This is a genomic window from Rhodococcus sp. ARC_M5, from assembly GCF_022810405.1.
GTDB lineage: Bacteria > Actinomycetota > Actinomycetes > Mycobacteriales > Mycobacteriaceae > Rhodococcoides > Rhodococcoides navarretei.
On record NZ_JALGQE010000014.1, the window covers coordinates 62,810 to 86,046 of the forward strand.

24 protein-coding genes and 1 pseudogene are annotated in these 23,237 nt (G+C 65.9%); 4 read left to right on the plus strand and 21 right to left on the minus strand.

Translation table 11 applies throughout. The features are described 5' to 3' along the window. Positions 1–57: 57 nt before the first annotated feature. From MTX34_RS19675 to MTX34_RS19685, 3 genes and pseudogenes are all read right to left on the minus strand, one after another. Positions 58–2,067, minus strand: coding sequence for an MDR family MFS transporter (locus MTX34_RS19675; RefSeq protein WP_243610530.1), 2,010 nt, complete (start codon positions 2,065–2,067; stop codon positions 58–60). A gap of 3 nt (positions 2,068–2,070) precedes the next feature. Continuing rightward, the gene (locus tag MTX34_RS19680; RefSeq protein ID WP_243610531.1) at positions 2,071–2,556 is read right to left on the minus strand and encodes a MarR family winged helix-turn-helix transcriptional regulator; all 486 of its coding nucleotides are present in this window, start codon (positions 2,554–2,556) and stop codon (positions 2,071–2,073) included. 219 nt (positions 2,557–2,775) lie between these two features. Then, a pseudogene (locus MTX34_RS19685) lies at positions 2,776–2,973 on the minus strand (type II toxin-antitoxin system Phd/YefM family antitoxin); the annotation flags it as partial. A gap of 108 nt (positions 2,974–3,081) precedes the next feature. On the opposite strand from MTX34_RS19685, the gene MTX34_RS19695 reads away from it, so the two are divergent. Beyond that, a complete protein-coding gene (locus MTX34_RS19695) occupies positions 3,082–3,432 on the plus strand; it encodes a VOC family protein (protein ID WP_243595828.1) in 351 nt (116 codons plus the stop codon). Here the strand turns inward: MTX34_RS19695 and MTX34_RS19700 are convergent. The 9 genes from MTX34_RS19700 to MTX34_RS19740 all read right to left on the minus strand — a co-directional run bounded on the left by MTX34_RS19700 (position 3,423) and on the right by MTX34_RS19740 (position 11,004). Further along, positions 3,423–4,532 carry a TDT family transporter gene (locus tag MTX34_RS19700; protein ID WP_243610532.1) on the minus strand — a complete coding sequence of 370 codons (1,110 nt, stop codon included), beginning with the start codon at positions 4,530–4,532 and terminating at the stop codon, positions 3,423–3,425. The genes MTX34_RS19695 and MTX34_RS19700 overlap by 10 nt on opposite strands. Before the next feature lie 68 nt (positions 4,533–4,600). After that, positions 4,601–5,509 carry a LysR family transcriptional regulator gene (locus tag MTX34_RS19705; protein WP_243610533.1) on the minus strand — a complete coding sequence of 303 codons (909 nt, stop codon included), beginning with the start codon at positions 5,507–5,509 and terminating at the stop codon, positions 4,601–4,603. Between the two features lie 18 nt (positions 5,510–5,527). Beyond that, positions 5,528–6,379 (minus strand): GIY-YIG nuclease family protein, encoded by an 852-nt coding sequence (locus MTX34_RS19710; protein ID WP_243610534.1) that lies wholly within the window; start codon positions 6,377–6,379, stop codon positions 5,528–5,530. Then, positions 6,363–7,538, minus strand: a complete 1,176-nt coding sequence (locus MTX34_RS19715) for a DNA cytosine methyltransferase (RefSeq protein ID WP_243610535.1) — start codon at positions 7,536–7,538, stop codon at positions 6,363–6,365. The genes MTX34_RS19710 and MTX34_RS19715 overlap by 17 nt, the downstream gene beginning before the upstream one ends. 48 nt (positions 7,539–7,586) lie before the next feature. After that, positions 7,587–8,531 (minus strand): copper resistance D family protein, encoded by a 945-nt coding sequence (locus MTX34_RS26015; protein ID WP_243610536.1) that lies wholly within the window; start codon positions 8,529–8,531, stop codon positions 7,587–7,589. A 16-nt stretch (positions 8,532–8,547) separates the two neighbouring features. Continuing rightward, positions 8,548–9,102: an MprA protease, GlyGly-CTERM protein-sorting domain-containing form gene (mprA, locus tag MTX34_RS19725; protein ID WP_243610537.1), complete on the minus strand. Its 555-nt coding sequence runs from the start codon at positions 9,100–9,102 to the stop codon at positions 8,548–8,550. A 5-nt stretch (positions 9,103–9,107) separates the two neighbouring features. Beyond that, the gene (locus tag MTX34_RS19730; RefSeq protein WP_243610538.1) at positions 9,108–9,773 is read right to left on the minus strand and encodes a YcnI family protein; all 666 of its coding nucleotides are present in this window, start codon (positions 9,771–9,773) and stop codon (positions 9,108–9,110) included. A 46-nt stretch (positions 9,774–9,819) separates the two neighbouring features. Further along, positions 9,820–10,338 carry a hypothetical protein gene (locus tag MTX34_RS19735; protein WP_243610539.1) on the minus strand — a complete coding sequence of 173 codons (519 nt, stop codon included), beginning with the start codon at positions 10,336–10,338 and terminating at the stop codon, positions 9,820–9,822. Between the two features lie 15 nt (positions 10,339–10,353). Further along, positions 10,354–11,004: a DUF6474 family protein gene (locus tag MTX34_RS19740; protein WP_037186611.1), complete on the minus strand. Its 651-nt coding sequence runs from the start codon at positions 11,002–11,004 to the stop codon at positions 10,354–10,356. Between the two features lie 132 nt (positions 11,005–11,136). Between MTX34_RS19740 and MTX34_RS19745 the strand changes: the two genes are divergently transcribed. Beyond that, positions 11,137–12,750, plus strand: a complete 1,614-nt coding sequence (locus tag MTX34_RS19745) for a TM0106 family RecB-like putative nuclease (RefSeq protein ID WP_374640073.1) — start codon at positions 11,137–11,139, stop codon at positions 12,748–12,750. Positions 12,751–12,790: 40 nt separating this feature from the next. Here MTX34_RS19745 and MTX34_RS19750 read toward each other — a convergent pair whose 3' ends face one another. The 8 genes from MTX34_RS19750 to MTX34_RS19785 all read right to left on the minus strand — a co-directional run bounded on the left by MTX34_RS19750 (position 12,791) and on the right by MTX34_RS19785 (position 20,472). After that, positions 12,791–13,558 (minus strand): SDR family NAD(P)-dependent oxidoreductase, encoded by a 768-nt coding sequence (locus MTX34_RS19750; protein WP_243610540.1) that lies wholly within the window; start codon positions 13,556–13,558, stop codon positions 12,791–12,793. Between the two features lie 123 nt (positions 13,559–13,681). Further along, positions 13,682–14,521 carry a carbohydrate ABC transporter permease gene (locus MTX34_RS19755; RefSeq protein WP_243610541.1) on the minus strand — a complete coding sequence of 280 codons (840 nt, stop codon included), beginning with the start codon at positions 14,519–14,521 and terminating at the stop codon, positions 13,682–13,684. After that, complete coding sequence (locus MTX34_RS19760) at positions 14,518–15,423, minus strand: carbohydrate ABC transporter permease (protein ID WP_243610542.1); 906 nt, start codon at positions 15,421–15,423, stop codon at positions 14,518–14,520. The genes MTX34_RS19755 and MTX34_RS19760 overlap by 4 nt, the downstream gene beginning before the upstream one ends. Further along, positions 15,420–16,715, minus strand: coding sequence for an ABC transporter substrate-binding protein (locus tag MTX34_RS19765; RefSeq protein ID WP_243610543.1), 1,296 nt, complete (start codon positions 16,713–16,715; stop codon positions 15,420–15,422). Before MTX34_RS19765 ends, MTX34_RS19760 begins: the two co-directional genes overlap by 4 nt. Before the next feature lie 86 nt (positions 16,716–16,801). After that, a complete protein-coding gene (locus MTX34_RS19770; RefSeq protein ID WP_243610544.1) occupies positions 16,802–17,818 on the minus strand; it encodes a hypothetical protein in 1,017 nt (338 codons plus the stop codon). Continuing rightward, the gene (locus MTX34_RS19775) at positions 17,815–18,999 is read right to left on the minus strand and encodes an ATP-binding protein (protein ID WP_243610545.1); all 1,185 of its coding nucleotides are present in this window, start codon (positions 18,997–18,999) and stop codon (positions 17,815–17,817) included. The genes MTX34_RS19770 and MTX34_RS19775 overlap by 4 nt, the downstream gene beginning before the upstream one ends. Positions 19,000–19,031: 32 nt before the next feature. Further along, positions 19,032–19,736, minus strand: coding sequence for a TMEM165/GDT1 family protein (locus MTX34_RS19780; protein ID WP_243610546.1), 705 nt, complete (start codon positions 19,734–19,736; stop codon positions 19,032–19,034). A gap of 208 nt (positions 19,737–19,944) precedes the next feature. Then, positions 19,945–20,472 carry a peptidase gene (locus MTX34_RS19785; RefSeq protein ID WP_243610547.1) on the minus strand — a complete coding sequence of 176 codons (528 nt, stop codon included), beginning with the start codon at positions 20,470–20,472 and terminating at the stop codon, positions 19,945–19,947. Positions 20,473–20,630: 158 nt separating this feature from the next. Here MTX34_RS19785 and MTX34_RS19790 point away from each other — a divergent pair, with 158 nt between their 5' ends. Continuing rightward, positions 20,631–21,578 (plus strand): ABC transporter substrate-binding protein, encoded by a 948-nt coding sequence (locus MTX34_RS19790; protein ID WP_243610548.1) that lies wholly within the window; start codon positions 20,631–20,633, stop codon positions 21,576–21,578. Between the two features lies 1 nt (position 21,579). After that, the gene (locus MTX34_RS19795) at positions 21,580–22,500 is read left to right on the plus strand and encodes a sucrase ferredoxin (RefSeq protein WP_243610549.1); all 921 of its coding nucleotides are present in this window, start codon (positions 21,580–21,582) and stop codon (positions 22,498–22,500) included. Positions 22,501–22,579: 79 nt separating this feature from the next. Here the strand turns inward: MTX34_RS19795 and MTX34_RS19800 are convergent, their stop codons facing one another. After that, on the minus strand, positions 22,580–23,203 hold the full coding sequence (locus MTX34_RS19800) for a superoxide dismutase (protein ID WP_243610550.1): 624 nt from the start codon (positions 23,201–23,203) through the stop codon (positions 22,580–22,582). Positions 23,204–23,237 lie beyond the last annotated feature (34 nt).

Here is a 23,237-nt window from a genome sequence, read left to right on the forward strand (position 1 = left end):
GAACGAAAATTCCCCGCACTCTCGGTGAGAGTGCGGGGAAATTCTGTGATGCCGGGTCTAGTTGACGCTGTGTCCGTTCAGTCCGGCGTGTGCGTAGTGATTGTGACTATCGGGAATGTGGTTGTCTCCCAACACCCGAGCGATCTGTTGCTCACTGAGCCCCAGGCGACGAAGCCGCTCGCACACTGCATCGAAATCGAGCATCTTCGCGTCGAGTTCCTGCTGCAAGGCAATCACTTCGGCGCGGATGGTCTCGGCCTCGTCGAGTGCGGCCAACGTGTCCTTCGGCTCGGGCAACAGCAGAGCGAGCAGTCGATCGCGAGCATCGGTGCTCAGGCCCTCGAAGGGCCGCCGTCCCGGCTGAGCCTCGTGCCGACCCTCGGCGTGCCGGCTGTCGAGGTGGCGGTCAGCGTCGGACTCGGGGGAGAGGTAGTCCTGGGTGGCACCGAAGGACGGAATCTCGGCGAGCTGGTCCTGCGGCTCGTCCTTGGGTCCCTGCGCAGGGGTCGAGGCGATGTCGATCGTCTGGCGCAGTGGGCGATTCGGAATGAAGACGACTGCGATCAGCGTGACGATCGCAACGAAGCCGGCGATCATGAAGATGCGACCGGTCGCGTCACCGTATGCGGTGCGGACGACTTCGAGGACGGGCGCGGGGAGTGCGGTGAGATCGAGTGATCCACCGCCGCCCGACGAGCTGTCGACACCGAGTTGGGCCAGGCCGGCTGCGGACTTGTCTGCCACTCGGGTTGCCAACAGCGAACCGAGAACCGAGACGCCGATCGCGCCGCCGAAGGTGCGGAAGAAGGCAACCGTCGACGATGCCGCACCGACATTCTGCACACTGACCGTGTTCTGCACTGCGAGAACGAGATTCTGCATCAGCATGCCGGTACCGAGGCCGACGATGGTGATGAAGATGCCGACCGTCACCAGGCTGGTGGCGTGATCGATGGTGCCCAGGAGCAGGAATCCGACGACCAGCAGGACCGAGCCGGACACGATGAACGGCTTCCACTTTCCGAACTTGGTGATGAGCTGTCCCGAGCCGACGGAGGCGACGAGCATGCCGAACACCAATGGGATGGAGAGCAATCCGGCTTCGGTGGGGGTGTAGCCGCGAGCGGTCTGGAAGTACTGGCCGAGGAAGGTGGTGGCTCCGAAGAGGCCGACACCGACGGCGATCGAGGCGATGATGGCCAGGCCGGTCGTGCGCTCGGTGACGATCTTGAGCGGGATGATCGGCGACTTGTGCCGTGCCTCGACGATGATCGTCAGGACCAGCAGCAGTACGCCGCCGCCCACCAGGTAGGCCGTCTCGCGGGAGATCCAGGCGTAGTAGTCGGCCTTGCCTGCGAACGACACCCACACCAACAGAACGGAAACGCCTGCGGTGAGCAGGAGTGCGCCCAGCCAGTCGATCGAGACGTTGTCCTTGCGGACGGTCTTGATGTGCAGGGTCTTCTGCAGCAGTCCGAGGGCGACGACGGCCAGCGGCACGCAGACGAAGAAGCACCAGCGCCAGCCGAGAGGGCTGTCGACGATGACACCGCCGAGGATGGGGCCGCCGGACATCGACACGGCCATGACGGCGCCGGTGTAGCCGGAGTAGCGACCGCGATCACGCGGGGAGACGATGGTTCCGATGATGGCAATGACCAGTGCGGTCAGACCGCCCATGCCGATGCCCTGCACCACGCGTGCGGCCAGGAGGACGGGCACGTTGTGGGCGAAGCCGGCGATCAGCGAGCCGGCGACGAAGATGACGATCGCGCTCTGGACGAGCACCTTCTTGTTGAACAGGTCGGCCAATTTGCCCCAGATGGGCGTGGAAGCGGCGTTGGCCAGCAGGGCCGTGGTGATGACCCAGGCGTACGCGGTCTGCGAGCCCTTGAGGTCACCGATGATGGTGGGCAGCGCCGTCGAGACGATGGTGGTGCTCAGCAGCGCCGTGAACAGCGCGGCCAGCAGGCCGGTCAGGGCTTCGAGGATCTGGCGATGCGACATCGCGTCGGGATCGACGACTGCCTGATTGGGCGGAGTATCCGCGCTAGGGGATGTAGTCATGTCTTATCTCGCAATCAATTCAATGCGGGCCACGTCCTGGTGCTGGGCGTGGGCGTCTTCGGTGAAGGTGTCGTTCAATCTGCGGATCGAGTCCAGTGCATCGAGTGCCTCTGCCTCGCTCCAGCCGCTCAACATCTCTGCCAGGCGACGTGCTCGTCTGTCCCAAATTTGCTTCAGTCGAGCTTGGCCTTCGTCCGACACACAGACCCGAGACGCACGTTTGTCGTCGGGATCGGGGTGCCGATCGATGTAGCCGAGGTCGACGAGGTCTGCGATCTGCCGGCTGAGGGCCGACTGGCTGACACAGAGCCTGCTGGCCAGGTCGGTCTGTCTGCATTCGCCCTCGGTCGCCAGGATGGCCAGAACTCCGGTCAGCGCCTGCGGCAGGGGTGAATCCTCGACTCCGGTGGTCACGGCCCGCTTCAGCGTGCGCCCGAAGAGAAAGACCTCTTCGACCAGCGACTCCGCTGTTGTGGATCGAACTGCCATGAGTGCTCCAACGATGAGTGTCCGTTTACTTGCTGTCTGCAACCATATATATAGATACATGCGCTAAGCAAACAATATTCCTGTCTGGTGGGTCACAGGTCTGAGATGGACTGCGGTCGGGAAAGTGAAGTTCTGCCAGGCTGATGGCGCTGATCGCGACTTCCCCTGCGACGCGATCGAGCGAGTCTCCTATGAGGACGCTGGTGTCGAGCACCGTCCTCATCGCTGCCATGGGTCCTGCATCGAGTCGTCGATGTCGATCAGATCGCCCGCAAGGGTCGGGTCGTGTTCCGAGTCGAAGACATCGGCTACGTCGTCGAACGTGTTCCATTGCTTTCGCTCTGCCGGACCCAACACGGCGCTCGGTCGTCCTGCGACCGTGATCAGCAGCGACTCGCCGGCCTCCGCGCGCTTGACGTAGTCGAAACATCGTCCACCATGTGCGGGATGTTCGTTGCGTCAGCCTCCGCGGGGAACTCGAGAAACGTCCCCGCGGGGACGCTTTCGGAGCTATACAGTCCGAACATGGACGTTGTGCGCGCGATGCCACTGCTCACGGTCACCGATCTCGATGCGGCGCTGGACAAGTACGTCCAGGTCACCGGCATGGAGGTGGTGATGAATCACGGCTGGATCGCTACGCTCGCTCCGCCCGATGACAATTCTGCCCAGCTGAGTCTGATCACCACCGATCCCACCGGACCGGTCAATCCGTCCGCGTCGATCGAGGTGGACGACGTGGACGCGGCGTACCGGGCAGCGATGGACGCCGAACTCGAGATCGTCTATGAGATCACCAACGAGGAGTGGGGTGTACGCCGATTCTTCTTTCGCGACCCCGGCGGCAACGTGGTGAACGTTCTTTCTCACCTGTGACCCGGACGCAGCAACTCTCCGTGCCGGATGCCGCGAAGAGTGCGGGTGGCCACGGTGAGCCAGGCAGCGAGCAGTAGGACGTACAGGGCAACGGCCAGAGCCTGCACCGCACCGAAGTTCAGCGCATGTCCCAGTGCAGTGGCTCCGGTGACACAGGTGCCGACGGGAAAGGTGAACGACCACCAGGTCAGCGAGAACCCCAGGTTCCTGCGTGCCGCGTGCACGGTGAGAGCCGTTGCGAGAGCGAACAGCAGCATTCCGAAGCCGCCCATGATCAGCCCGTAGCCGATGCCGAAGACATGAAGTCCGACCGCGACCGACGACTGTGCGCCGGTGAACACCATCGACGCATCGGTGCCGAGCAGGTTCGCCGCGGTGATCGACTGGCCGATCAGCCCCAGCGTGATCCACACGGTCGGAGCCGCGTCGACGGGCGGCAGACCGCCGTGCAGCAGACGGCCGTAGATCAGAGTCAGCGTGATCATCCCGACGATCAGCGACAGCCCGAACATCGCGTAGCACGCACACAGCAGCGCCAGCCGCCACTGGCCGTCGGGCACGTGGGGGAGCAGCAACGCACCGGTCGACGCCGAGACCATCGGCGGCACCACGGGCATCAGCCACGCGGGCAGGGCCGCGACGTCACGGTGATCGGCCGCGGTGATCATCCGATACGGCACGACGACGCTGGTGAGCAGACCGGTGATCGTCCCGGCGATCCACAGCGCGGCGAACAGTGTTGTGGCCGCAGTGGATCCGAGCAGGTCCGCTCCGAGGAGACCTGCGCCCGCGCCGACGGTGAGCATCGCCATGGGCGGAGCGCCGTAGAACTGCACCATCACCGGGTGCCGGGCGTATGCGACGGCGTGGTCGCGATGCGCGATCCAGTGCATCGCGAAGGCCGCACCGATCACGACCAGCGCGGTTGCTGCGATCACCCACACCGCAACGGCGAAGACATGCAGTGCGGGAGACTGCACCGGCAGCGTCGCGGCTGCGGTGGCCACGATGCCGGTCCCCATCACCGCGGCGAACCAGTTGGGGGTGATGTGCTCGAAGGGCTGGTGTCGCACCACGCGGGTAGGAGCTGTCACGGTCATGTCTTCAGCCTGCGCGTGACGGATCATCTCCGGTAGGTAGCGAATTGCCCCTCGCCCATAACTCAGGGTTATAGCTGGGTCTTCGCCGCCACGGTGAGCAGTTCCGCAGCCGGACCACTCGGCGCGCGGCCGGACGGCCAGATCGCCTTCAGCTCACGATGCAGAGTAAGTCCTGGGATAGGTACTCGGACCAGGGTTCCGGCGGCCATTTCGGTGGCGACGGCCAAAGAGCTCAGCACGGCTCCACCGATGCCTGCCCCGACGGCGGACTTGATCGCCGTGGTCGAGGAGACCTCGAGGAGTGGCGACGTCGGTTGTCCGAGACCCGCTGCAACCAAGGCACTTTCGTAGGCCGAACGCGTTCCCGACCCGGCCTCCCGCGTCACCAGTGCGGTGGCGACGATCTCGGCGACCGACGGCGCGGTGACGGCCCACGAGTGGTCCGGTGCCACCACGAGTACCAGTTCATCGGTGGCAACGGTTCGGTGGTCCAGAGCTGCCGGGACGCTGGGGCTTTCGATGAAACCGAGGTCGGCGGCCCCCGCGAGCACCTTCTCGGCGACCACCGTCGAGTTACCCGAACTCAGCGCCGGGACGATGTGCGGGACAAGCGTGTGCAGCGTGACCAGCCAGCGCGGCAGAAGATACTCTGCGACAGTCTGACTCGCGGCAATCCGTACATGGCCGACGCGTTCGGCGTGCAACGTGGCGATGGCCGTCGCCAAGTCCTCGGCGGACCGAACCACCGGCGCAGCCCAACTCGCGACGAGCTCACCGAGTTCGGTCAGTACCGTTCCTCGCGCTCCGCGCCGCAGCAGCGGAGCGCCGACGCGTCGCTCCAGCGCACGGATACGTGCACTGGCCGCCGGCTGTGACATACCGTGAGCCCGCCCCGCTCGCCCGATGCTGCCGAGCTCGGCCACCGACAGCAACAGATCGATGCTGGTGAGATCGGCAACGTGAGGGGGAAGCGGCACGAGGCGAGCCTACTTTCGTCAGTACTCGCTGAACAGATCCAGCTCGGCGTCGTCCTCGGGTTCCACATCGGGTTCGTTGTCGGGACTGTCGTCGCTGCGCTCGTGCAGCACCGAACCCACCAGTGCGGTGACGTCGATGGCGGCGGGATCGGGGATGGGATGCCCCTCGACGAAGGCGAGTCGCTCGGCTGACAGGTAGGCCAGGCGCACGGCCTGGACCACGAGGACGCGTCGTAGACCCTCGGAGACCTCGCCGCGTTCGCGAGTGACCGCGGCCAGTCGTGAGATGGTCTCGGCGCGGCGAGCAATACGAATGTCGGGATGGCCGCGCTCACGTCGGGTCTGTTCGGAAATCAACGACCGACGTAGCGACGCGGGGAGTGCGATGGGCTCCGAGACCGGCGGAATCTTCTCGTTGAGGATCGCCTTGTGCCTCGACCTGTCGATGGCCTCGAGGTACGCCGTGTACTCGTGAGCATTCAGATCACGCTCGGCTGCGCGGAATTGATCTGCGCCGTCGGACTTCTTGAGGTCCTCGTACTGCCACAGCGGCCAGATCTCGATCTCGGCGACCTCGAAGACGTCGAGCACCCGCATCGCAACTGCGTCGGTTCGCTGGTTGGTCAGATGCCGCTGCACCCGGACGCTGAGCTTCTCCTTGGTCTGCCCCACGTAGATGGGCTCGCCGTCGTAGTCGTAGAACGCATACACGCCCCACTTGGCCGCCGACCATACCCGACCGTGATCATCCCTCTCGCTCAGCACTTCTCGCAGAGCGGTACGAAAGGACTGCACATCGTCCGCGGGGAGAGTGCTTTTGCGCGGCGCGACGGCAGACGACCGCAGCGAGGACTTACCGTGACTGGACATGCGCTGCAGCAGAATCGAAAGATCCGGTGACCAGCGGCATCAGGTAATGCTCGGCCAGCCACGCGACCACGGGAACGCACACCGCGTCCCCGAAACCGAAGAGCGCCTGGTTGTTTCGCAGACCGTCGAGCGTGTAGTCTCCGGCACCCATCAGGCGGGCGTATTCGAGTGGTGTCATCCACCGCACCTGCAACCGGCCGTTGCCCATCTTGACCACCGCCTGCTTCGACGAACCTCCGCGCGCAGTACGGAGGCAGCCGGAGATGTCGTCGGGGCGAGCCTCCCAGACGGCGACGCCGTTGCGGGTGCGACGGTAGGCGGTGCGGTAGCTGACCTTGCGCGCCTTCTTCAGAATTTCGATGCGCTGCAACTGGATCGGCGACAACGACTGCACGAACGCCGCTGTACGGGTGGCGTCCCACCACCGCTCGTCGCGGTAGTCCATGCGCTCGACCAGATCTCCCAGACCGCTGGTCAACGGAATCGGCGGACTCGGCAGTGGTGCCCGATGCGTCAGCAACGTCGAATCGCCGTATACGGCCTGCAACCAATCCGGCCGAAGCTCACTGTTGGGGTCGCGGGCATCCTCCGGCGGATTCTGTGCACCGATCAGAAACAAACGTGGACGCGACTGCGGGACGAAGCGTCGAGCATCGATGGTGAGGACGTCCACCGAGTAGCCGAGCTCGTTGAGCTCGCGAACCGCTGCGGCCAGATCGTCACCACCGTGGCTGGTCGCCAACCCGACGACGTTCTCGAGCGCCACCACCTGTGGCCGAGCATCACCGAGCTCGGCCAGGACCCGCGTGAAATGCCGGAAGGTCGAGGAGTTCTTGCCGGCGAGACCGGCCCGGCCGCCGGCCAGCGACAGATCGGTGCACGGAAACGACGCCCACGCCAACGACAGACCGTCGGGTAGATCGTCTCCACTGGTGCGAGCGACATCGCCGAGTTGAAAATGGCCGGCATCGTCACCGAAGTGCTGGCGATACATGTGGTGCTTGTCGCGTTCGATGTCGTTGGCCCACGAGACCTCGAAGCCGGCCTGCTCCAAGCCCATTCGCACGAGGCCGATACCGGCGAAGAACTCCGCGACCGTGTGGATCCGACCGAGCGCAGGTGCCGAAGAACCACCCGGCACCACAGTCAACTTCGGCATTCACTCAGGCTAGTACAGAGTGCCGACAAGGTTTCGGCTGCTGCCGGCTCACGCAGTGGTCGCCAGCGCCGCAGCCAAGCCGAACGCCACCGTCAGCAGGCAGACGTGCGCGGCCGCCCGCCCCACCGAGTGTTCCACCGTGGATCGGTGTGCGGACACGGTCGCCAACCACGTCCCACGGATCCGGCGAGCGAATGCGATCAGGATCACGGTGATCAGAACTTTGGCGAGAACGATTCGGCCGTAACCGGTCTCGACCAGGGCAGTGAGGCTGTCCAGCTTCAGGGCCGCGTCCAGCACCCCGGTGGTGGCAACCCCGACGACGCACCAGAACGCGACTCGCGAATAGACCGGCAACAGCGTCGCCCATGCCGATTTGCTCCGCAGACTCAGCGCCATCGCTCCCAGTACCCCGAGCCAGACCGACGCGCAGACCACGTGCACGGCAACGGCAATGGAGCCGAACGCGAACTGAGACATGTGCCCCGTGATCGGCCGAGCGACCAGGGCCAGCGACGCCAGCACGACCACCGGAATCGGAGACCAGCTCGCACTCAGCCGATACCCGGCCACCCCGATGGCACACAGCGCGAGGGCCAGGATCACCGTCGCCGTACCCAGTCGACCCACGGAGATCGAGGTGGCGAACGCGGTGAACGCATTCGGCGACAGGGTCAGTGGCGTGCGTCCGGCAGAATCGGCGGCCGCCACAGTCAGCAGGACGAACTCGGTTACCGCCCACAACCCCGACAGATAGCCGATCGAACGCCACATCACCTGCGAGTCCACGGCGGGGCGTCGAGACTCGGAATTGCCGTCCAGGACAGCGAGAATCCCGAACCCCAACACCACCGAGCCCGACGTCACCGCAATCACCCGCAGCCACGACGACCCGTCGGGAAAGGTGGGGTACGCCATGGCGAAGGCCACCGCGACCCCCAGCACGGCCGCGGCTGCGGCGGCGAGTATCAGCCGAACGCTTCTCTCGCCCACCGCAGCCACGTCGGTGCTACTTCCGGTTCTTCGGCTTACGCACGCTTTTTGGCTTACGCAGCGCGAATGCCAATGCCCCGGCGAAAGCCAGAACCGCCACTGCGATCAGCGCAATCTGACCGTAGCCGCCGAGGAACGAATTCTCGGACTCCTCGGAGCTTCCCGACGCGTCGGCCGGTGCCCCGGGAGTTCCCGACCCCTCCTGCGTCAGCGTGAACGTCGCAGTACCGCTCACCGGATGGCCGTCGGCCGAGGTGATGCGATACGCGAGGGTGTAGTCGCCGACCGGTCCCAGTTCGTTGACGTCGACGACGACGCTCTGACCCTCGATGCGAGCGTCGCCCTCGGACCAGATGTTGCCGTCGGGCCCGACGACGTTGAGCGTGGCGAACTGCGACTGCGGAACCTCGTTGAACGACACGGACGCCGTTGCCGGAGACGCGTCGAGGGACGAGCCGTCGGCCGGGCTGTACCCGGTGACCTGCGAGTGCGCCGACGCCATCGGTGCGGCGACCAACAGCGTCAGCAGTGCCACCGCCGAGACGACCAGCGCTTTCGTGGAAATGGCCATGGCCTTCACGAGCGCCGCGCCCGTACTGTCGCGCCGATGCCGAGACCTGCGCCGACGGCCCCGAGCACGAGGCCGACGCCGGCGAGCCAGCGGGCGGTGTTGTCGGACGAGGATGACTCGGCCGACGCCTCGGTGGTTGCGGTGGTCTCGGTGTGGGCACCACCGTGTGCATCAACGCTCGACGCGGCGAGAGTCAGAGTGGGAGCAGGCAGTTCGGGTTCGCTCCCGTCCTCGGTCATCGGCTCGTCCCAGTTCACGACCTCACCGTCGGTGTAGGTCTGGGTGGCCGGGAACGAGACGGTCTCCTCCTCGGGCAGCGGGCCCGCGGAGAGCAGGAACTGCTGGAACTGGCCTGGCCCGACCTCGGAACCGGGGTTCGCCGTCCACGTCACCGACACCGCGAGATCGGCGGAGTCCTTCTCGACGGTGGACGTCCAGCCCGGAACGGGCTGTGTACGAGCAGAATTGAGGCCGGGAAGGGTCACCTTGACCGAACTGGTCGAGGCGGTATCGGACTCGGTGGGGACGCGGAACGTCAGCACCGAGTAGCCGCCCTGTGCGGCGTCGGGAGCGGAGACGACGACGTGTGCGGACGCAGCGCCTGCGCCGATCAGCAACGCGCCGACGGTGGCTCCCGAGACGAACAGGGCACGGGAAAGAGAGCTCTTCATGGGTTGGTTCATTTCTGTGCAGGGATGTGCGGAAAAAGGATGTCGGTCAGTAGACCGAGACCGGAGGTCCGCGACGAGAAATGACCCAGTCCAGGGCGGTTCCGTCTACCGACGGAACCGCGACGGACATGGACACGCGACCGACGGCGGAACCGTCGGGCAGGGGAGTGAGGAGCGCGAGAACCGCTCGGACGATGGAGGTGATCGGGCCGTAGAGGCGTTCGGCCGCGGCGATCATCAGTCCGGCGATCACCGAGGCGGCCGCGTGGAAGGCGATCATCGCGGTGCTGGGAAGCAGGGGGTGGTGGTGCATCTCTGCCGCGCCGAGGCTCAGCGCGATGTGGGCGAGAAGTTGGCCGGCCATCAGGGCCGGGAGCAGCAGAACGGTGGAACGCTCGGGTAGCGCCGTCATGGCACCGACTCCGATGCTGACGACGATCAGCAGGGCCAGTGCGGAACCGTCGGCCCAGCCGCCGCCGGCCATGCCGTGTGCGGCCACCGCGAGCGTCGCGGTGACGATACCGACAGCTCCGCCACGAAGCGGGGCGGCAGAGCTGTCGGTCACCGGTTGTTCAGGAGGTCAGCGCACGCCGAGACGGGCGAGCAGATCGGCTTCGATGCCGTCGAGCTCTGCGGAGATCGCGGCGTGTGCGGTCTTGCGGCGAGCGGGCGGCATCTGCTCGGACGCGCGGACGGCGGTGGTGAGATCGTCCAGACGCTCGCTGATCGCGGCACCGAAACTCTTGGTCTCGGGGTCCGAGTGGCGTGCACCGATGGTGTCGAGCGACTTCTCGGCACCGGCGATGCGGGCACTGAGCTTGCCGCCGTGGCCGGTGTACTCGCTGAGCTGATCGGGAGCGACACCGAGCTGCTGCGCCTTGCGGCTGTCGAGCTGCGCGCGAACGACCGTCGCACCGCGGTACAGGATGGGGGCCAACACCGGAATCAGCAGTCGAGCGATGCCGAGGTACTTGCGGATCTGAGCCACGCTCAGCGTTCCCTGCACCGCAGCCTTCTGCTGGGCTTTCAGAGCAGACACCTGCGCTTTCTCGACGTTCTTCTGCGACTTCGCCTCCACCGCGCTGAGCTTGCGCTGCGCCTTGGCGATCGACTTCAACTGCTTGCGCTCGTTCTTTGCGCCGAGCTTCGCTTCCAACGTTGCCTTGTGCTTGAGTGCCTTGGCCTCTGCCTTACGAGTGGCTCGACCCTTACGCTTGCGGAACAAACCCATCGACAAGGCTCCTGACGTGTGCTGCTAGGCGGAAACGGTGCGTTCCACACACCTTATCGGGCGGTGGTGTTCACAGGCTGACGGGCGGTGATCTGTACCGGCTGTCGGAGGGCTGACCTAGTGTCTAGCAGTGTGAACGGTCAACGAGGTGCGGCAGCCACATCACCGGTGCCCGTGCTGCTCGACGCCGGATCGTTGACGCGGTGTCGGCATCGTCTCTATCTCGACACGGCGTACGGGTCGTTGTTGCGCGGCGAACCCGAGAACCCAGGGGTACGGCAGCGCCGAGAAGCAGCTCAGGCTCACCGGGAGAACGTCCGCGCGCAGTTGGCCGTGGACGATCCGATGCTGTGGATCGAGATCGACGAACCCAGTGCCCGCGACGCTGCCGACGCCACCGTCGCCGCCTGCCGAGCCGGAGTGGAACGCATCTGGAACGCGGTACTACCCCTCGAACGTGACACCGGCCGACGCGGTCGCAGCGAACTGCTCGTCCGCGACGCGGCGGGTGGCTACATTCCGGTGATCGTCGTCAACCACAAGGTCACCGACCCCGGCCGCGGCGCGCGCACCACCCCACTGGACCGGTGGTCTCCGTCGATCGACGAGACCCGCAAGGTGCGCAGTCAGTTGCGCGACCAGCTCCGGCTCGCTCATCTGTATCGCATGCTGACGCACGAGGGCCTGGCCACGGCCACCCCCGTCGGCGGCGCAGTGGGCTACAAGGGCGAGTGCATGCTGGTACACGATCTCACCACCGTCCTCGACGACTACGACACCCGCTTCGCAGACCGGCTCTCGGTGGCCCAGGGTGCCGCGTTCACAGTTCCTTCCCAGGTGAGTGAATGTCGGTCGTGTTCGTGGTGGTTCGACTGCAAGCCGCAGCTCGAGGCCGTTCGTGACGTCTCGCTGGTCGCCTCCGGGTCCCGCGCCGATGTGCTGCGCAGTGCCGGCGTGCGCACCATCGACGAGTTGGCGCAGTGGACCGGCCCGGCTCCCGAGGAATGGCCCTTCGGAAACTTCGACGACGCCGTGTCCGCGGCGCTGGCCTGGCGAGCCGACGTGCCGTTGCTGCGGCGCTCGGAGACCGTGACGGTGCATCGCGCCGACGTCGAGGTGGACGTGGACATGGAGAGCTATCAGGAACACGGCGCGTACCTGTGGGGCACGCTGCTCACCGAGGCGGGCGGTCCGCCGCCGACGTATCGCGGTTTCGTCACGTGGGATCCGCTGCCTACCGTGGACGAGGGCCGCTCGTTCGCGGTGTTCTGGAACTGGTTGATGGATACCAGGGCCGATGCGGCTGCGCGCGGCAAAACCTTTGCCGCGTACTGCTATTCGCGACAGGCGGAAGACAAGTGGCTGCTCGATTCGGCGCGCCGTTTCGCCGACGTTCCCGGGGTTCCCACCGAGGCGCAGATTCGCGAGTTCATCGACAGCGAGCAGTGGGTGGACATCTACCAGGCCGTCAGCGATCAGTTCATCTGCCCGAACGGCAAGGGCCTGAAGAAGATTGCGCCGGTCGCGGGATTCGCCTGGCGTGACGACGAGGCAGGCGGCGAGGCGTCGATGGGTTGGTACCGTGAGGCCGTCGGCTACGACGCGGAGCCCGATCAGACGCAGCGTGAGCGACTGCTCGTCTACAACGAGGACGATGTTCTGGCGACAAAAGTGTTGCGCGAGTGGATGTCCGACCGCGCCGAGAAAGAGATTCCGACGGTGGCGGATCTACGCGCCCGCGCGTGACCCCACCTCGACAGGCGGGGCCACGCGGAGTGGTCGGTGATTACCGCGGAGCCATGCGGATCGCGCCGTCCATGCGGATGGTCTCGCCGTTGAGGTAATCGTGCTCGGCGATCATCTGGACCAGCTGCGCGTACTCGGTGGGCTGCGCCAGACGCGAGGGGAACGGCACCGACGCCTCGAGGCCCTGGCGGTATTCCTCGGTGACGCCGGCCAGCATCGGGGTGTCGACGATGCCGGGGGCGATGGTGTTGACGCGGATGCCGACCTGCGCGAGGTCGCGAGCTGCGGTGATGGTCATCGCGTGCACGCCGCCCTTGGAGGCGGTGTAGGCGATCTGCCCGATCTGTCCCTCGAACGCCGCGACCGATGCGGTGTTGATGACGACGCCGCGCTGGCCTGCGTCGTCGACGGTGGCCTGCGACTGCATCCGATTCGCGGCCAGTCGCATCACGTTGAACGTGCCGAGCAGATTGATGGTGATGACGGTGCGGAACAGCTCGAGATCGTGCGGTCCCTTCTTGGACAGGATGCGGCCCGCCCAGCCGACGCCTGCACAGTTGACGACGATGCGCAGCGGCACACCGGATGCGACGATCGTGTCCAGCGCCGCCTCGACCTCGGCTTCGCTGGTGACGTCCGCGGGGAGCAGTGTCACCCCGGCCGGGACACCGTCCCCGGCGCGCTCGATGGACTGCGGCAGATCCAGACCGAAGACGGTGACGCCCGCGGCGGCCAGACGTGCGGCCGTTGCGGCACCGAGGCCCGATGCCCCGCCGGTGACAAGTGCTGCTGTTCCTGAAATTTCCACGTCGTACGATCCCCTTCGCTCACGGTGGCGGGCCGCGGCACAGGCTGCGACCTCGTAGTCGCTTGCACCATAACCGGCGGGGGACCTCATGTACCGGTGGGCGCCCGCTTCGACAGTCGAGGGCTACTTGATTCCGCTGCGCGCGAATCCGGCGATGAAGTATTTCTGGAAGAACAGAAACAGCAACGCCATCGGCACGACGTTGATCAGCGCGAACGCCATCGTGGCACCGTAGTCGCTGTTCGCCTGGCCCTGCAGGTACAGCAGCCCGATGGGCAACGTGAACAGTTCGTTCTCTCGCAGGGCGATCAACGGCCACGCGAAATCGTTCCACGATTGCAGCAGGCTCATGAAGGCGAGGACGGCGATCAGCGGTCCCGACAGCGGCAGCACGACGCGTCGGAAGATCTGCCATTGACCGGCACCGTCCAGACGCGCCGCCTCGAGCAGTTCACGCGGAATGCCGAGCATGAACTGGCGTGCGAGGAACAGCCCGAACGCCGATGCCGAACTCGGCAGGATCACCGCCCAGTACGTGCCGTACAGGCCGAGCCCGACGACGATGCGGAACAACGCCACCATGATCACCTGCACCGGCAGCACCAACGTCGCCAGCGCGATGAAGAACAACGGCGTCGAGAACCGGAACTTCAAGTGCGCGAACGCATATCCTGCGAGCAGACTCGTCACCACGGTGATGATCGTGACCACGACGGCGATGGCGATCGAATTTCCCAGCCACGTCGCGACCGGGAACGAGTCGAACACGCGGGTGACGTTCTCCCACGTCACCTGGCGTGGCCACAGCCGCAGCTCGCCGCCGCCCAGCAATTCCCCGCGAGTCGAGAACGCCACGGCCAGCATCCAATACAGGGGCGCGACGGTGATCAGGCCGATGACGGCGATGATCACGGTGCGCAGCACCAGTGCGCGACGAGCGGACGCGTTTCTCGGCCCGCTCATTCGACCAGATCCTTCGTTCGGCTCGCGCGCCACTGCGCGGCGGCGAACGTGAGGGCGAATAGGAACAGCACCATCCCGATCGATGCTGCATAGCCCTGGTCTCGGGTGACGAAGCCCGTCTCGTAGGCGTACGTGACCAGCACCGACGTCGCCCCGCCCGGTCCACCGCCGGTGAGGACGAAGACGAGATCGAACACCTGGAACGAGTAGATGACGTTGAGCACCAGCAGGAAGAACGACGTCGGCCCCAGCAGCGGCACCGTCACGTTCCGAAAGCGTTGGAACGCGTTTGCGCCGTCCAACCGGGCTGCCTCGTACAGGTCCGGACCGAGACCTTGAAGGCCGGCCAGGTAGATCAGCATGTTCAGCCCGGTGCGCCACCACACGGTGGCGATGACGATCGATGCGAAAGCCGGACCGGGAGAGGACTGCCAGTCGATGGCAGGTAGCCCGAGGAACCCGATCAGATTGTTGAGCACGCCCGAGTTCTGGTCGAACACCAGAATGCCGATGAGGCCGGTCGCGACGCCCGAGACCGCCATCGGCAGGATCACGAGCGATCGCCACAGCGGCCGGGCGGGTAACGCGGAATTGAGCAGTACCGCGGCGATGAGACCGAACAGCATCGACAGCGGAGTGACCAACGCCGTGAACAGCAGCGTGTTGACCAGCGCCCGCCAGAACAGCGGATCCTCCACCAGGCGTGCGTAATTCGCCGCCCCGACGAACTCGCCTGCCCCGAATCCGTCGGTCTGCTGCAGGCTGACGACGAACGCGGCGACGAGGGGAACGAGCACGAACACGGCCAACAGTGCATAGCTGGGGGCCAGAAATCCGGCGGCCGCGAATGCTTCTCTCCTGGCACCGGCGCGCTTGGTCTTCGCTCGTACTACAGCCGTCATGCGCCGGTGACCCCGGCGATGCCGCTCTGCAACGCGGAGACGGTGGCGGCGGAATCCTGGGAACCCGCGAAGGCGAGATCGAGCTGCTCCTTCAGAACCGGAATGATCGCCGACATCGACGGCGATGCCACCTGGGCCGCATCCTGAGGCTGCACGGTGGTGGCTTGCGCCGCGAAGATCGGGGCCAGCTCCGAGCGGATGTCGAACTCGAGGTCGGAGTTGAGCAGGTCGGTGCGCGTCGGCAGCAGCGACGCGGCCCTGCAGAAGTTGCGCATCTGCTCCTGCTGGGTGACGAACTCGAGGAACGACGCCGCCAGCTCCGGCTGTGAGGTCTGCGACGTCGCGACGAGTGCATTGCCGCCGAAGTCGCCGCCGCCCCGGCGATCTCGCGGCGCGTAGGTGGCCGTCCAATCGAAACTGGCCGTGGCTTCGGCGTCGGGCAATTGGAACGCACCCGACCACACCATGGCGACCGATTGCGAGAACCAGGCCTCGCTGGCGTAGCTCGACGACGCGATGGTGTTGTTTGCCGGCACGTAGCCCTTCGAGAAAAAGGACGACGAGAATTCGACGGCCCGGCGCGCCTCGTCGGAGTCGATCAGGGGAGTCTTCTGGTCCTCGGCCAGGAAGGATCCGCCCGCTTGGAACAGCAGGCTGAGCCAGCGGGTGACGCCGTTGCCCTGCCAGTTGTAGGCCCACGGGTACTTGTCGGCCGGCAGCGAGGAACGTAGTCGATCGCCGATCGACGCCAACTCGTCCCACGTCCAGGCGTCGTCGAGAGTTGTCGGGACCGAGTCGATACCGGCCTGCGACAACAGGTTTCGATTCACCAGAATCGCCGAGGTGTCGGTGTGGTGGGGCAGGCCGTAGGGGATTCCGCCGTTCTGCACGGCAGCCCACGCTGTCGGCGTGAACTGATCCCGCGTGTCCGACGCCAACAGCGGCGACAGATCCAGCAGTTGGCCGCGGCCGGCGTACGCGCCGAACGTGTAGTACGGAACGCGGAAGATGTCGGGCGGATTGCCCGCCTGGAGCTGGGCGTCGATGTTGGTGAACATCTGCTCGTACGGCACTGCGTTGAGAGTGATCGTCGACCCGGGATTGGCCGCCTCGAACGCGCTGATCGAGTCCCGGAAGCCGGCCAGCTCGGCATCGGTACCCCACGTGGTGAACGTCAGCGTGCCCTCGGTCTGTTGCGACGGGCTGGACTTCACGAAGCCGCATCCCGCCAACAGCAACGGCACTGCGGCAGCACCGGATCCGATCAGAAACGAGCGACGATCGAGTGCCATTGAAGATCTCCGTTCACCGGCTGCAGCTGTACAGACCGACTGGTCCGCCGCAGAGTAGCCAGGGGAGCAGCGGTCCAAACCACCGCTCAGCGCCGGATGTGACCGGCTTCGTCGTACTCGACTCGCTGCGTCCCGTCGCCCAGGTCGTCGAGCAGAATCGTCGCCGCCACGGTCCGTCCGGGAGGCAGGAGGCGGACCGTCACCGCGCCGGCTTCGGCGGCGTCGAGCGCACTCGATGCAGCGGCCACGATGCGGTCTCGTGCGTCGTCGTCGAGTGCGTCCGGGGTGCGGTCGTCGAGCATCGTCACGTCCACTCCGCGCGCCCGAGCCGATCGCGCGGCGAGAATGAGGTCGGGCTTCACGAGACCGCGGGCGCGCAGGGTGTCGCGAAGTTCGGCTTCGAGCAGCCGGCACGCGAGGATTTCCTCGTCGGTGGGATCGGGACCGTCGGCGATGCGCTGCAGCAACGGACGGGCCAACGCGTCGAGACTGGCCAGGCGGGCGTCGCGTTCCTCGAGGACGGCCGCGGCCGCAGCCTGGGACGCGATACGCACCGTCGACTGCTTGCGCAGTTCGAAGATGGCCGCGGCCAACGGACGGATGGTGAAGGCGAAGAACGTCGCCATCAACAGCGGCGCGATGTTGATGGCGCTGAACGACAGCCCGTACAGAAATCCCTGACCCGTCACCACCGCCCACCCGATAGCCACCGACATGGTCAGTGCCAGCCCGAGCCACGCGGCCAGGGTGCGACCGCGAACACACATGAAGGTGTAGATCACCAATGGCATGCCCAAGGGCCACGTCTGCAGGCTCCCGGCAAGTGGTACCGGCAGCACCGCGAAGACCAGCGCGGCTGCGACGGGGCCCGATGCGGTCATCAGTGCGGTCGCCCGCACGCTCGGTGGGTCACCCGGCGCTCTGAGCAAGAGGATGACCGCGGCCGAGAGCACGAGCACCGCTGCGTATTCGGGCCACACGGCGGACACCCCGGTCAGGGTCGTGGATGCGCACACCAGGCACGCGAGGACGAAGAATCCGGCGACCGCATAGGCTGCCGTCGACTTCATCGACAGCAGATCGCGAACGTCCACGCCGTTCATCGCTTCCAGCCCAATCGCACGGTGGTGCCTGCGGCGGAGGAGTGGATGTCGGCCGATCCGCCGTCGAGCTGACGCATCCTGCCTTCGATACTGACGGCGACACCGAGTCGGTGCGGGGGCACCGAGCGTCGATCGAAGCCGATGCCGTCGTCTTGCACGGTGATGTGCATCGACGACGGGGTCAGCTCCACGGCAACCGAACGGTGCGATGCCTGCGCGTGGATTCGACTGTTGCGCAGTGCTTCGGCCAATGCGGCTGCGATGGCTCGTACTGCATCGGCTGGATACTGCTCCGTCCGCACGAGCACGTGCTCGTCCACGGTGAATTCGATCGACTCGTCGACTGTCGTTGCGGCAGAACGCAGCTGAGCCAGAGCCTCGTCGGCCGAGAACGTCTCGGCGGCGGTGCCGGTGGTCAGGTCATCGAGATGCATCAGAGCCGAGCGGGCCTGACGCGCCAGGCTTGGCGTGCGGCCATGTCGAGTCACGGCGAGCAGGGACGACATGACCTCGTCGTGGATCAGCGCGTCGAACCGCTCGCGCTCGACCTCGCGGGCGGTGGCCGCGGCTGCCCGGGCGGCGTCGTTCTGAGCCGACGAGATGGTGGCATCGAGAATGCGCCCGGTGCGTACCGCGGCGAGGGTTGCGGCCACGAACACCGTGCAGAACATCATCGCGAAGAGGATGTCCGCGACCGCATTGCTGCGGGGGAACGGTTCTCGCACAGCTTGATTGGTGAGCTGCACGACGACGACGCTGACGGTCATCTGGACGAATGCCGGGACCGGGGGCCACACCGTGGCGGCCGCGAGTGCTGCCAGGCCGGGAAATGCCGCGAGAAACGTTCCCCCCTGGTCGAACGTCGTACCGTCCCAGGCAATCCACCACAGCACGGCCCATACCGGGAACGCCAGCGCGGCGATGGAACCGGCAATGCGGATGACTCCGATGCTGGGGTGGAAGGTGGAAGCCGCGAACACGAAGCCGGTGCCGAACACGACGACCACTGCTGTCGGAGTCCACCATCCGGGAATTACGCTACCGGTGCGTGCGATATCGGGGATCAACAGCAACAGGTACGCCCCATAGCCGACACCGACGAAACGACCGATGATTCTGATCAGCCGGTCGGTCGAGCGATGTGCGGCGTCGGTACCGATGACCTGCTGGTCGATGTTCATTCACCCCTCCGGAGGAGGAGTGTAAACCAAGGTCAGGCGTCTTCGCTGGTGGTCTGCTCCAACGATTCCCGCGCTGCCCTGGTGCGGGAGCGTCGAACGAACACGGCGACGACGACGGCGGACATCACGACGACCACTCCGGCGGCAATGTACGGGGCTGCGGTGCCGGGCATGAGGCCCTCGAAGAACAGGACGGCACCGAAAACGAAGAACAGGATAGCTGCGCCGTACTGAATCATGCGCTCCGGCAGGTGCTTTCCGAGAACCGCACCGACCACGATGGCAAGCGCATCGGCCGCGACCATGCCGACCGTCGAGCCGATCCACACGCCCACCCAGTCGTTGTCGGCCGCGAGGGTGACGGTCGCCAGCATCGTCTTGTCACCGAGCTCGGCCAGGAAGAACGCCGACGCGATCGCGAGGAACGCGGACTTGGTGACCCGGGAGGCTTTCGCGCCCTCGTCGTCGGACAGGGAGTCGCCGCGCAGCGTCCAGAGCCCGAAGATGACGAATGCGATGCCGCCGACGATGGATATCGCCTCGGTGGGGATCGACACCCCGAGGAAGTGCCCGACCGCCACCGAGACCAGGTGCACAACAGTGGTGGCCACGGTGATGCCGCCGATGACGACGTACCACTTGTAGCGCAGGGCGAACGTCATGGCCATGAGCTGGGACTTGTCACCCAGCTCGGCGACGAAAATGACAGCGAAACTCAACAACAATGCGGACAGCACAGCGGACTCCTCGGTCGTCGAACGGACCGAAGGTCTCGCCCACCGGAACTGGCCGGTTCAGGTGCCGGGTCGCTTTCGAGCAACCAGTATGTCGACACGTTGATTGGGGGCTACTCCCCTTCGCTGCAGACGACTGTAGGAGGTCGATCGTGAAATGTCCAATGCCGCAATAAGTTTGGGTTCCCGAAACCTCGTGTACGGGGAGCGGTCACGACGCGAGGAGCATCGCCAAAACTGCGGTGTCGGGATCGCTGATGGGATCGAGACCGACCCGGCTGACCATCGAGGTCACGGTGCCGTCGGACTCGGCCTCCACCCAGGCCGCCCGGTGGTCGAGCCCGAGGTGAGGAAGGCCGGGAAGCAGGACGCACCCGGACGCCGCGCCCGCACACTCCGGGAGCGTCGGCGTGGTCTCCGAGGGCGGATGCAGCATCAGTAACGCAGCAGGTTGATGCGCGGCGAACCGTCCGGGTGCCAGCGCGAAATCGCCGATCACCGGACCCTCGGCGACGACCAATCCGACCGTGCCCGGCTCCGGGTCGTCGGGCAATTCCTCCCGCACGCCGAACACCGTCGACGTGGCCAACAGGCCCGGCATCGAGGCCACCCGCACGGCGAGGGCCAGAAACTGAGCCCATTCCTTGGTGGTGTCCGGCCAGCGGCCCGAGATCACGAATCCGCGCAGCAGACCGGCGGCATGAAACGGTGAAACACCGATGAGATCTCGCTCGTCCATCTCGATCTTTCCTCCCAGACAGGTACAGGGCGCTAGCCGGGTACACGACGTTGGGTAAAGAAGAGAATGACCCGAAAGCGGCTGGCACACAAGATGGGGAGAGTGCCAGCCGAAACGTGGCCGCCCCGCTGCGCATTGCCACCGGATACGCTCCTTCGATGAAATTCGGGAGAATCGGTGGGCGGCTCGGTGTTGCGGTCGCGTCATGCCTGGTCGCCATCGCGGTCACTGCGTGCAGAGCGGACGCGTCGAGCACCCAGGAGAACCCAGGTGACGTCCGCACCGTGCAGCACGCATTCGGTGAGTCGAGTATTCCGGTGGATCCGCAGCGCGTTGCCGTGCTCGACGGGGACCGCACGATGGAAGCGGTCGTGGCTCTGGGAGTGCAGCCGGTCGCAGCAGTGAAGCCGCCGCTCACCGGTGACTACGCGCCCGTCGTACGTGCCCTTCTCGCCGACGAACCGGTGGACATCGGATCGGCCGACTCCGACATCGACATCGAGGCCCTGACGGCGGCCGGACCGGACCTGATCGTGATGCGAACGGAGGGTGAGGACAGTCGCGCGTTGTTCGACCGCGTCGCCCCGATCGCACCGACCGTCGTCGTGGACTACGCGCCGGCGTCGTGGCAGAGCACCCTCGAGCAGGTGGCGGAATTCTTCGACTTGCAGGACACGGCCGAAAACCTGTTGGCCGACTATCGGCGCACGGTGAACGAGTCGCAGGCTCGGGCACCGCGCGAGGGCAGCACGTTGACCATCGCACGGGTGCGCGCCGACTCGCTTCGGTACATGACGCAGGACGGCTCGTTTCCTTACTCGGTGCTCGCCGATCTGGGCTACAGCGCCCCGCCGCAGCAGGACCGTGGGTCGGACGCGGTGCAGACCGTCGACGTCAGTCCCGAACTGATCGACGTGCTCGACGCCGACGACATCGTGCTGCTGACCGACGCCGGGACGGAAGACGCCGTGGCGCAACTGCGGCAGAACCCGCTCTTCACCGGACTCGGTGCCCGGGTGACCGAACTGCCGTCCAAGGACTACCTGTTCGGCAACGTACTCACCGCGCAGGCGTTGGTGGAGACGGCGGCCGGACTCGGTGGCTGACATGCCTCCATCGCAACGCTGGGGCGGCTGCGCCGCGGTGGCCCGAGAGAGCGACGAGTCTCTTCGCGGAACGGCGGCCAGGGCCGACGGGTGGGTGCTGATCGAACACCGAGGTCCGTGGGGCACAGAACCGTGGGGGCCCGACGGTCCGCTGGGTCGAATCGGCGTCGAACTTGCCCGTCGCTGTTCGGCGGCACGGGTACGTCCCCAACTCGTGCGCGACACTCGGCTGACGCGGAATTCGACCGATGTGCGGCGAATCTTCCTCGTGCATTCGGGCCGTTCGGGTCCGTGGGCTGAGCAGTACACGGTCGACGCGGTCGAGCAGATGCTCGAGCTGCCGCTGGAAGCCGCTTCGGGCGATACCCCACCCGGCCTGGGGATATCTGTCGATCAGCCGCTGTACCTGGTGTGTACGCACGGGAAGAAAGATCCGTGCTGCGCGGTGTTGGGTCGTCCGGTGGCGACCGCTCTGAGTCGACCCGACGGACGGGTGTGGGAATCGACGCACCTCGGTGGGGACCGGTATGCGGCGGGAATGGTGGCGCTGCCGGAGGGCAGCTACTACGGCAACCTCACTCCGGCGAATGCTCGGGGCGTGGTGGACGGTCACGACCGTGGGCAGTTGTCTCTGCAGCACTACCGGGGTCGGTGCACCGACGACACGGCGGTCCAGATTGCCGAACACGCAGTACGCACCGAATACGGCCTCACCGGAATCCACGACGTGCGTCCGACGGCGGCCACCGCGTCGGACAGCGGGATGGACGTCGTCGTTGCAACGACGACGGGCTCGGTGCAGGTGCGCGTGACTCCGAACCCCGAGGCTCCGCGCAGAACGACGTGCCGCTCGGAGGCTCTCGCGACGCCCGACCACGGAATCACCTCGATCCGACCGATCTCGGCAACCGAGCGGGTATGACTTCGAAAAGCGACAGGGCCACCGCATCCGTTGCGGTGGCCCTGTCGGCGAGTGCTCGACTGTCGGCACTCCGGCGGAACTACGGGAAGATCAGACCCGGGGTCTTCGACGTCGCGGCCTCGAAACGAGCCTGGACGTCGGCCCAGTTGACGACGTTCCAGAACGCCTTCACGTACTCGGCCTTGACGTTCTTGTACTGCAGGTAGAAGGCGTGCTCCCACATGTCGACCTGGAGCAGCGGGATGATGCCCAGCGGCACGTTGGCCTGCTGATCGTAGAGCTGGAAGGTGAGCAGCTTCTTGCCCAGCGAGTCGTAACCCAGAACGGCCCAGCCGGAGCCCTGCAGGCCGTTGGCGGCAGCGGTGAACTGTGCGCGGAACTTGTCGAACGAACCGAACTGGTCGTCGATCGCGGCACCGAGCTCACCCTCGGGCTTGTCGCCACCGTTGGGCGAGAGGTTCTTCCACCAGATGGAGTGGTTGACGTGGCCACCGAGGTGGAACGCGAGGTTCTTCTCGTGCAGGAAGATGGATGCATGGTCGTCGTTCTCGCGCGCCGCGGCGAGCTTTTCGAGGGCCGTGTTCGCGCCTGCGACGTAGGTGGCGTGATGCTTGGAATGATGAAGCTCGTTGATCTCGCCCGAGATGTGCGGCTCGAGGGCGGAGTAATCGAAATCAAGGTCGGGCAAGGTGTACTCGGACACGTGGTTCCCTTCTCTAACGACGCCGTACCCATCA

Bases quoted from the DNA above. Each gene is read 5' to 3' on its own strand.
- MTX34_RS19740 (WP_037186611.1), bottom strand. From the start codon at position 11,004: ATGGGTTTGTTCCGCAAGCGTAAGGGTCGAGCCACTCGTAAGGCAGAG.
- MTX34_RS19790 (WP_243610548.1), top strand. From the start codon at position 20,631: ATGAAATTCGGGAGAATCGGTGGGCGGCTCGGTGTTGCGGTCGCGTCA.
- MTX34_RS19765 (WP_243610543.1), bottom strand. From the start codon at position 16,715: ATGGCACTCGATCGTCGCTCGTTTCTGATCGGATCCGGTGCTGCCGCA.
- MTX34_RS19795 (WP_243610549.1), top strand. From the start codon at position 21,580: ATGCCTCCATCGCAACGCTGGGGCGGCTGCGCCGCGGTGGCCCGAGAG.
- MTX34_RS19775 (WP_243610545.1), bottom strand. From the start codon at position 18,999: ATGAACATCGACCAGCAGGTCATCGGTACCGACGCCGCACATCGCTCG.
- MTX34_RS19700 (WP_243610532.1), bottom strand. From the start codon at position 4,532: ATGACCGTGACAGCTCCTACCCGCGTGGTGCGACACCAGCCCTTCGAG.
- MTX34_RS19760 (WP_243610542.1), bottom strand. From the start codon at position 15,423: ATGACGGCTGTAGTACGAGCGAAGACCAAGCGCGCCGGTGCCAGGAGA.
- MTX34_RS19715 (WP_243610535.1), bottom strand. From the start codon at position 7,538: ATGCCGAAGTTGACTGTGGTGCCGGGTGGTTCTTCGGCACCTGCGCTC.
- MTX34_RS19730 (WP_243610538.1), bottom strand. From the start codon at position 9,773: ATGAAGAGCTCTCTTTCCCGTGCCCTGTTCGTCTCGGGAGCCACCGTC.
- MTX34_RS19770 (WP_243610544.1), bottom strand. From the start codon at position 17,818: ATGAACGGCGTGGACGTTCGCGATCTGCTGTCGATGAAGTCGACGGCA.
- MTX34_RS19785 (WP_243610547.1), bottom strand. From the start codon at position 20,472: ATGGACGAGCGAGATCTCATCGGTGTTTCACCGTTTCATGCCGCCGGT.
- mprA (WP_243610537.1), bottom strand. From the start codon at position 9,102: ATGGCCATTTCCACGAAAGCGCTGGTCGTCTCGGCGGTGGCACTGCTG.
- MTX34_RS19680 (WP_243610531.1), bottom strand. From the start codon at position 2,556: ATGGCAGTTCGATCCACAACAGCGGAGTCGCTGGTCGAAGAGGTCTTT.
- MTX34_RS19710 (WP_243610534.1), bottom strand. From the start codon at position 6,379: ATGTCCAGTCACGGTAAGTCCTCGCTGCGGTCGTCTGCCGTCGCGCCG.
- MTX34_RS19675 (WP_243610530.1), bottom strand. From the start codon at position 2,067: ATGACTACATCCCCTAGCGCGGATACTCCGCCCAATCAGGCAGTCGTC.
- MTX34_RS19695 (WP_243595828.1), top strand. From the start codon at position 3,082: ATGGACGTTGTGCGCGCGATGCCACTGCTCACGGTCACCGATCTCGAT.
- MTX34_RS19755 (WP_243610541.1), bottom strand. From the start codon at position 14,521: ATGAGCGGGCCGAGAAACGCGTCCGCTCGTCGCGCACTGGTGCTGCGC.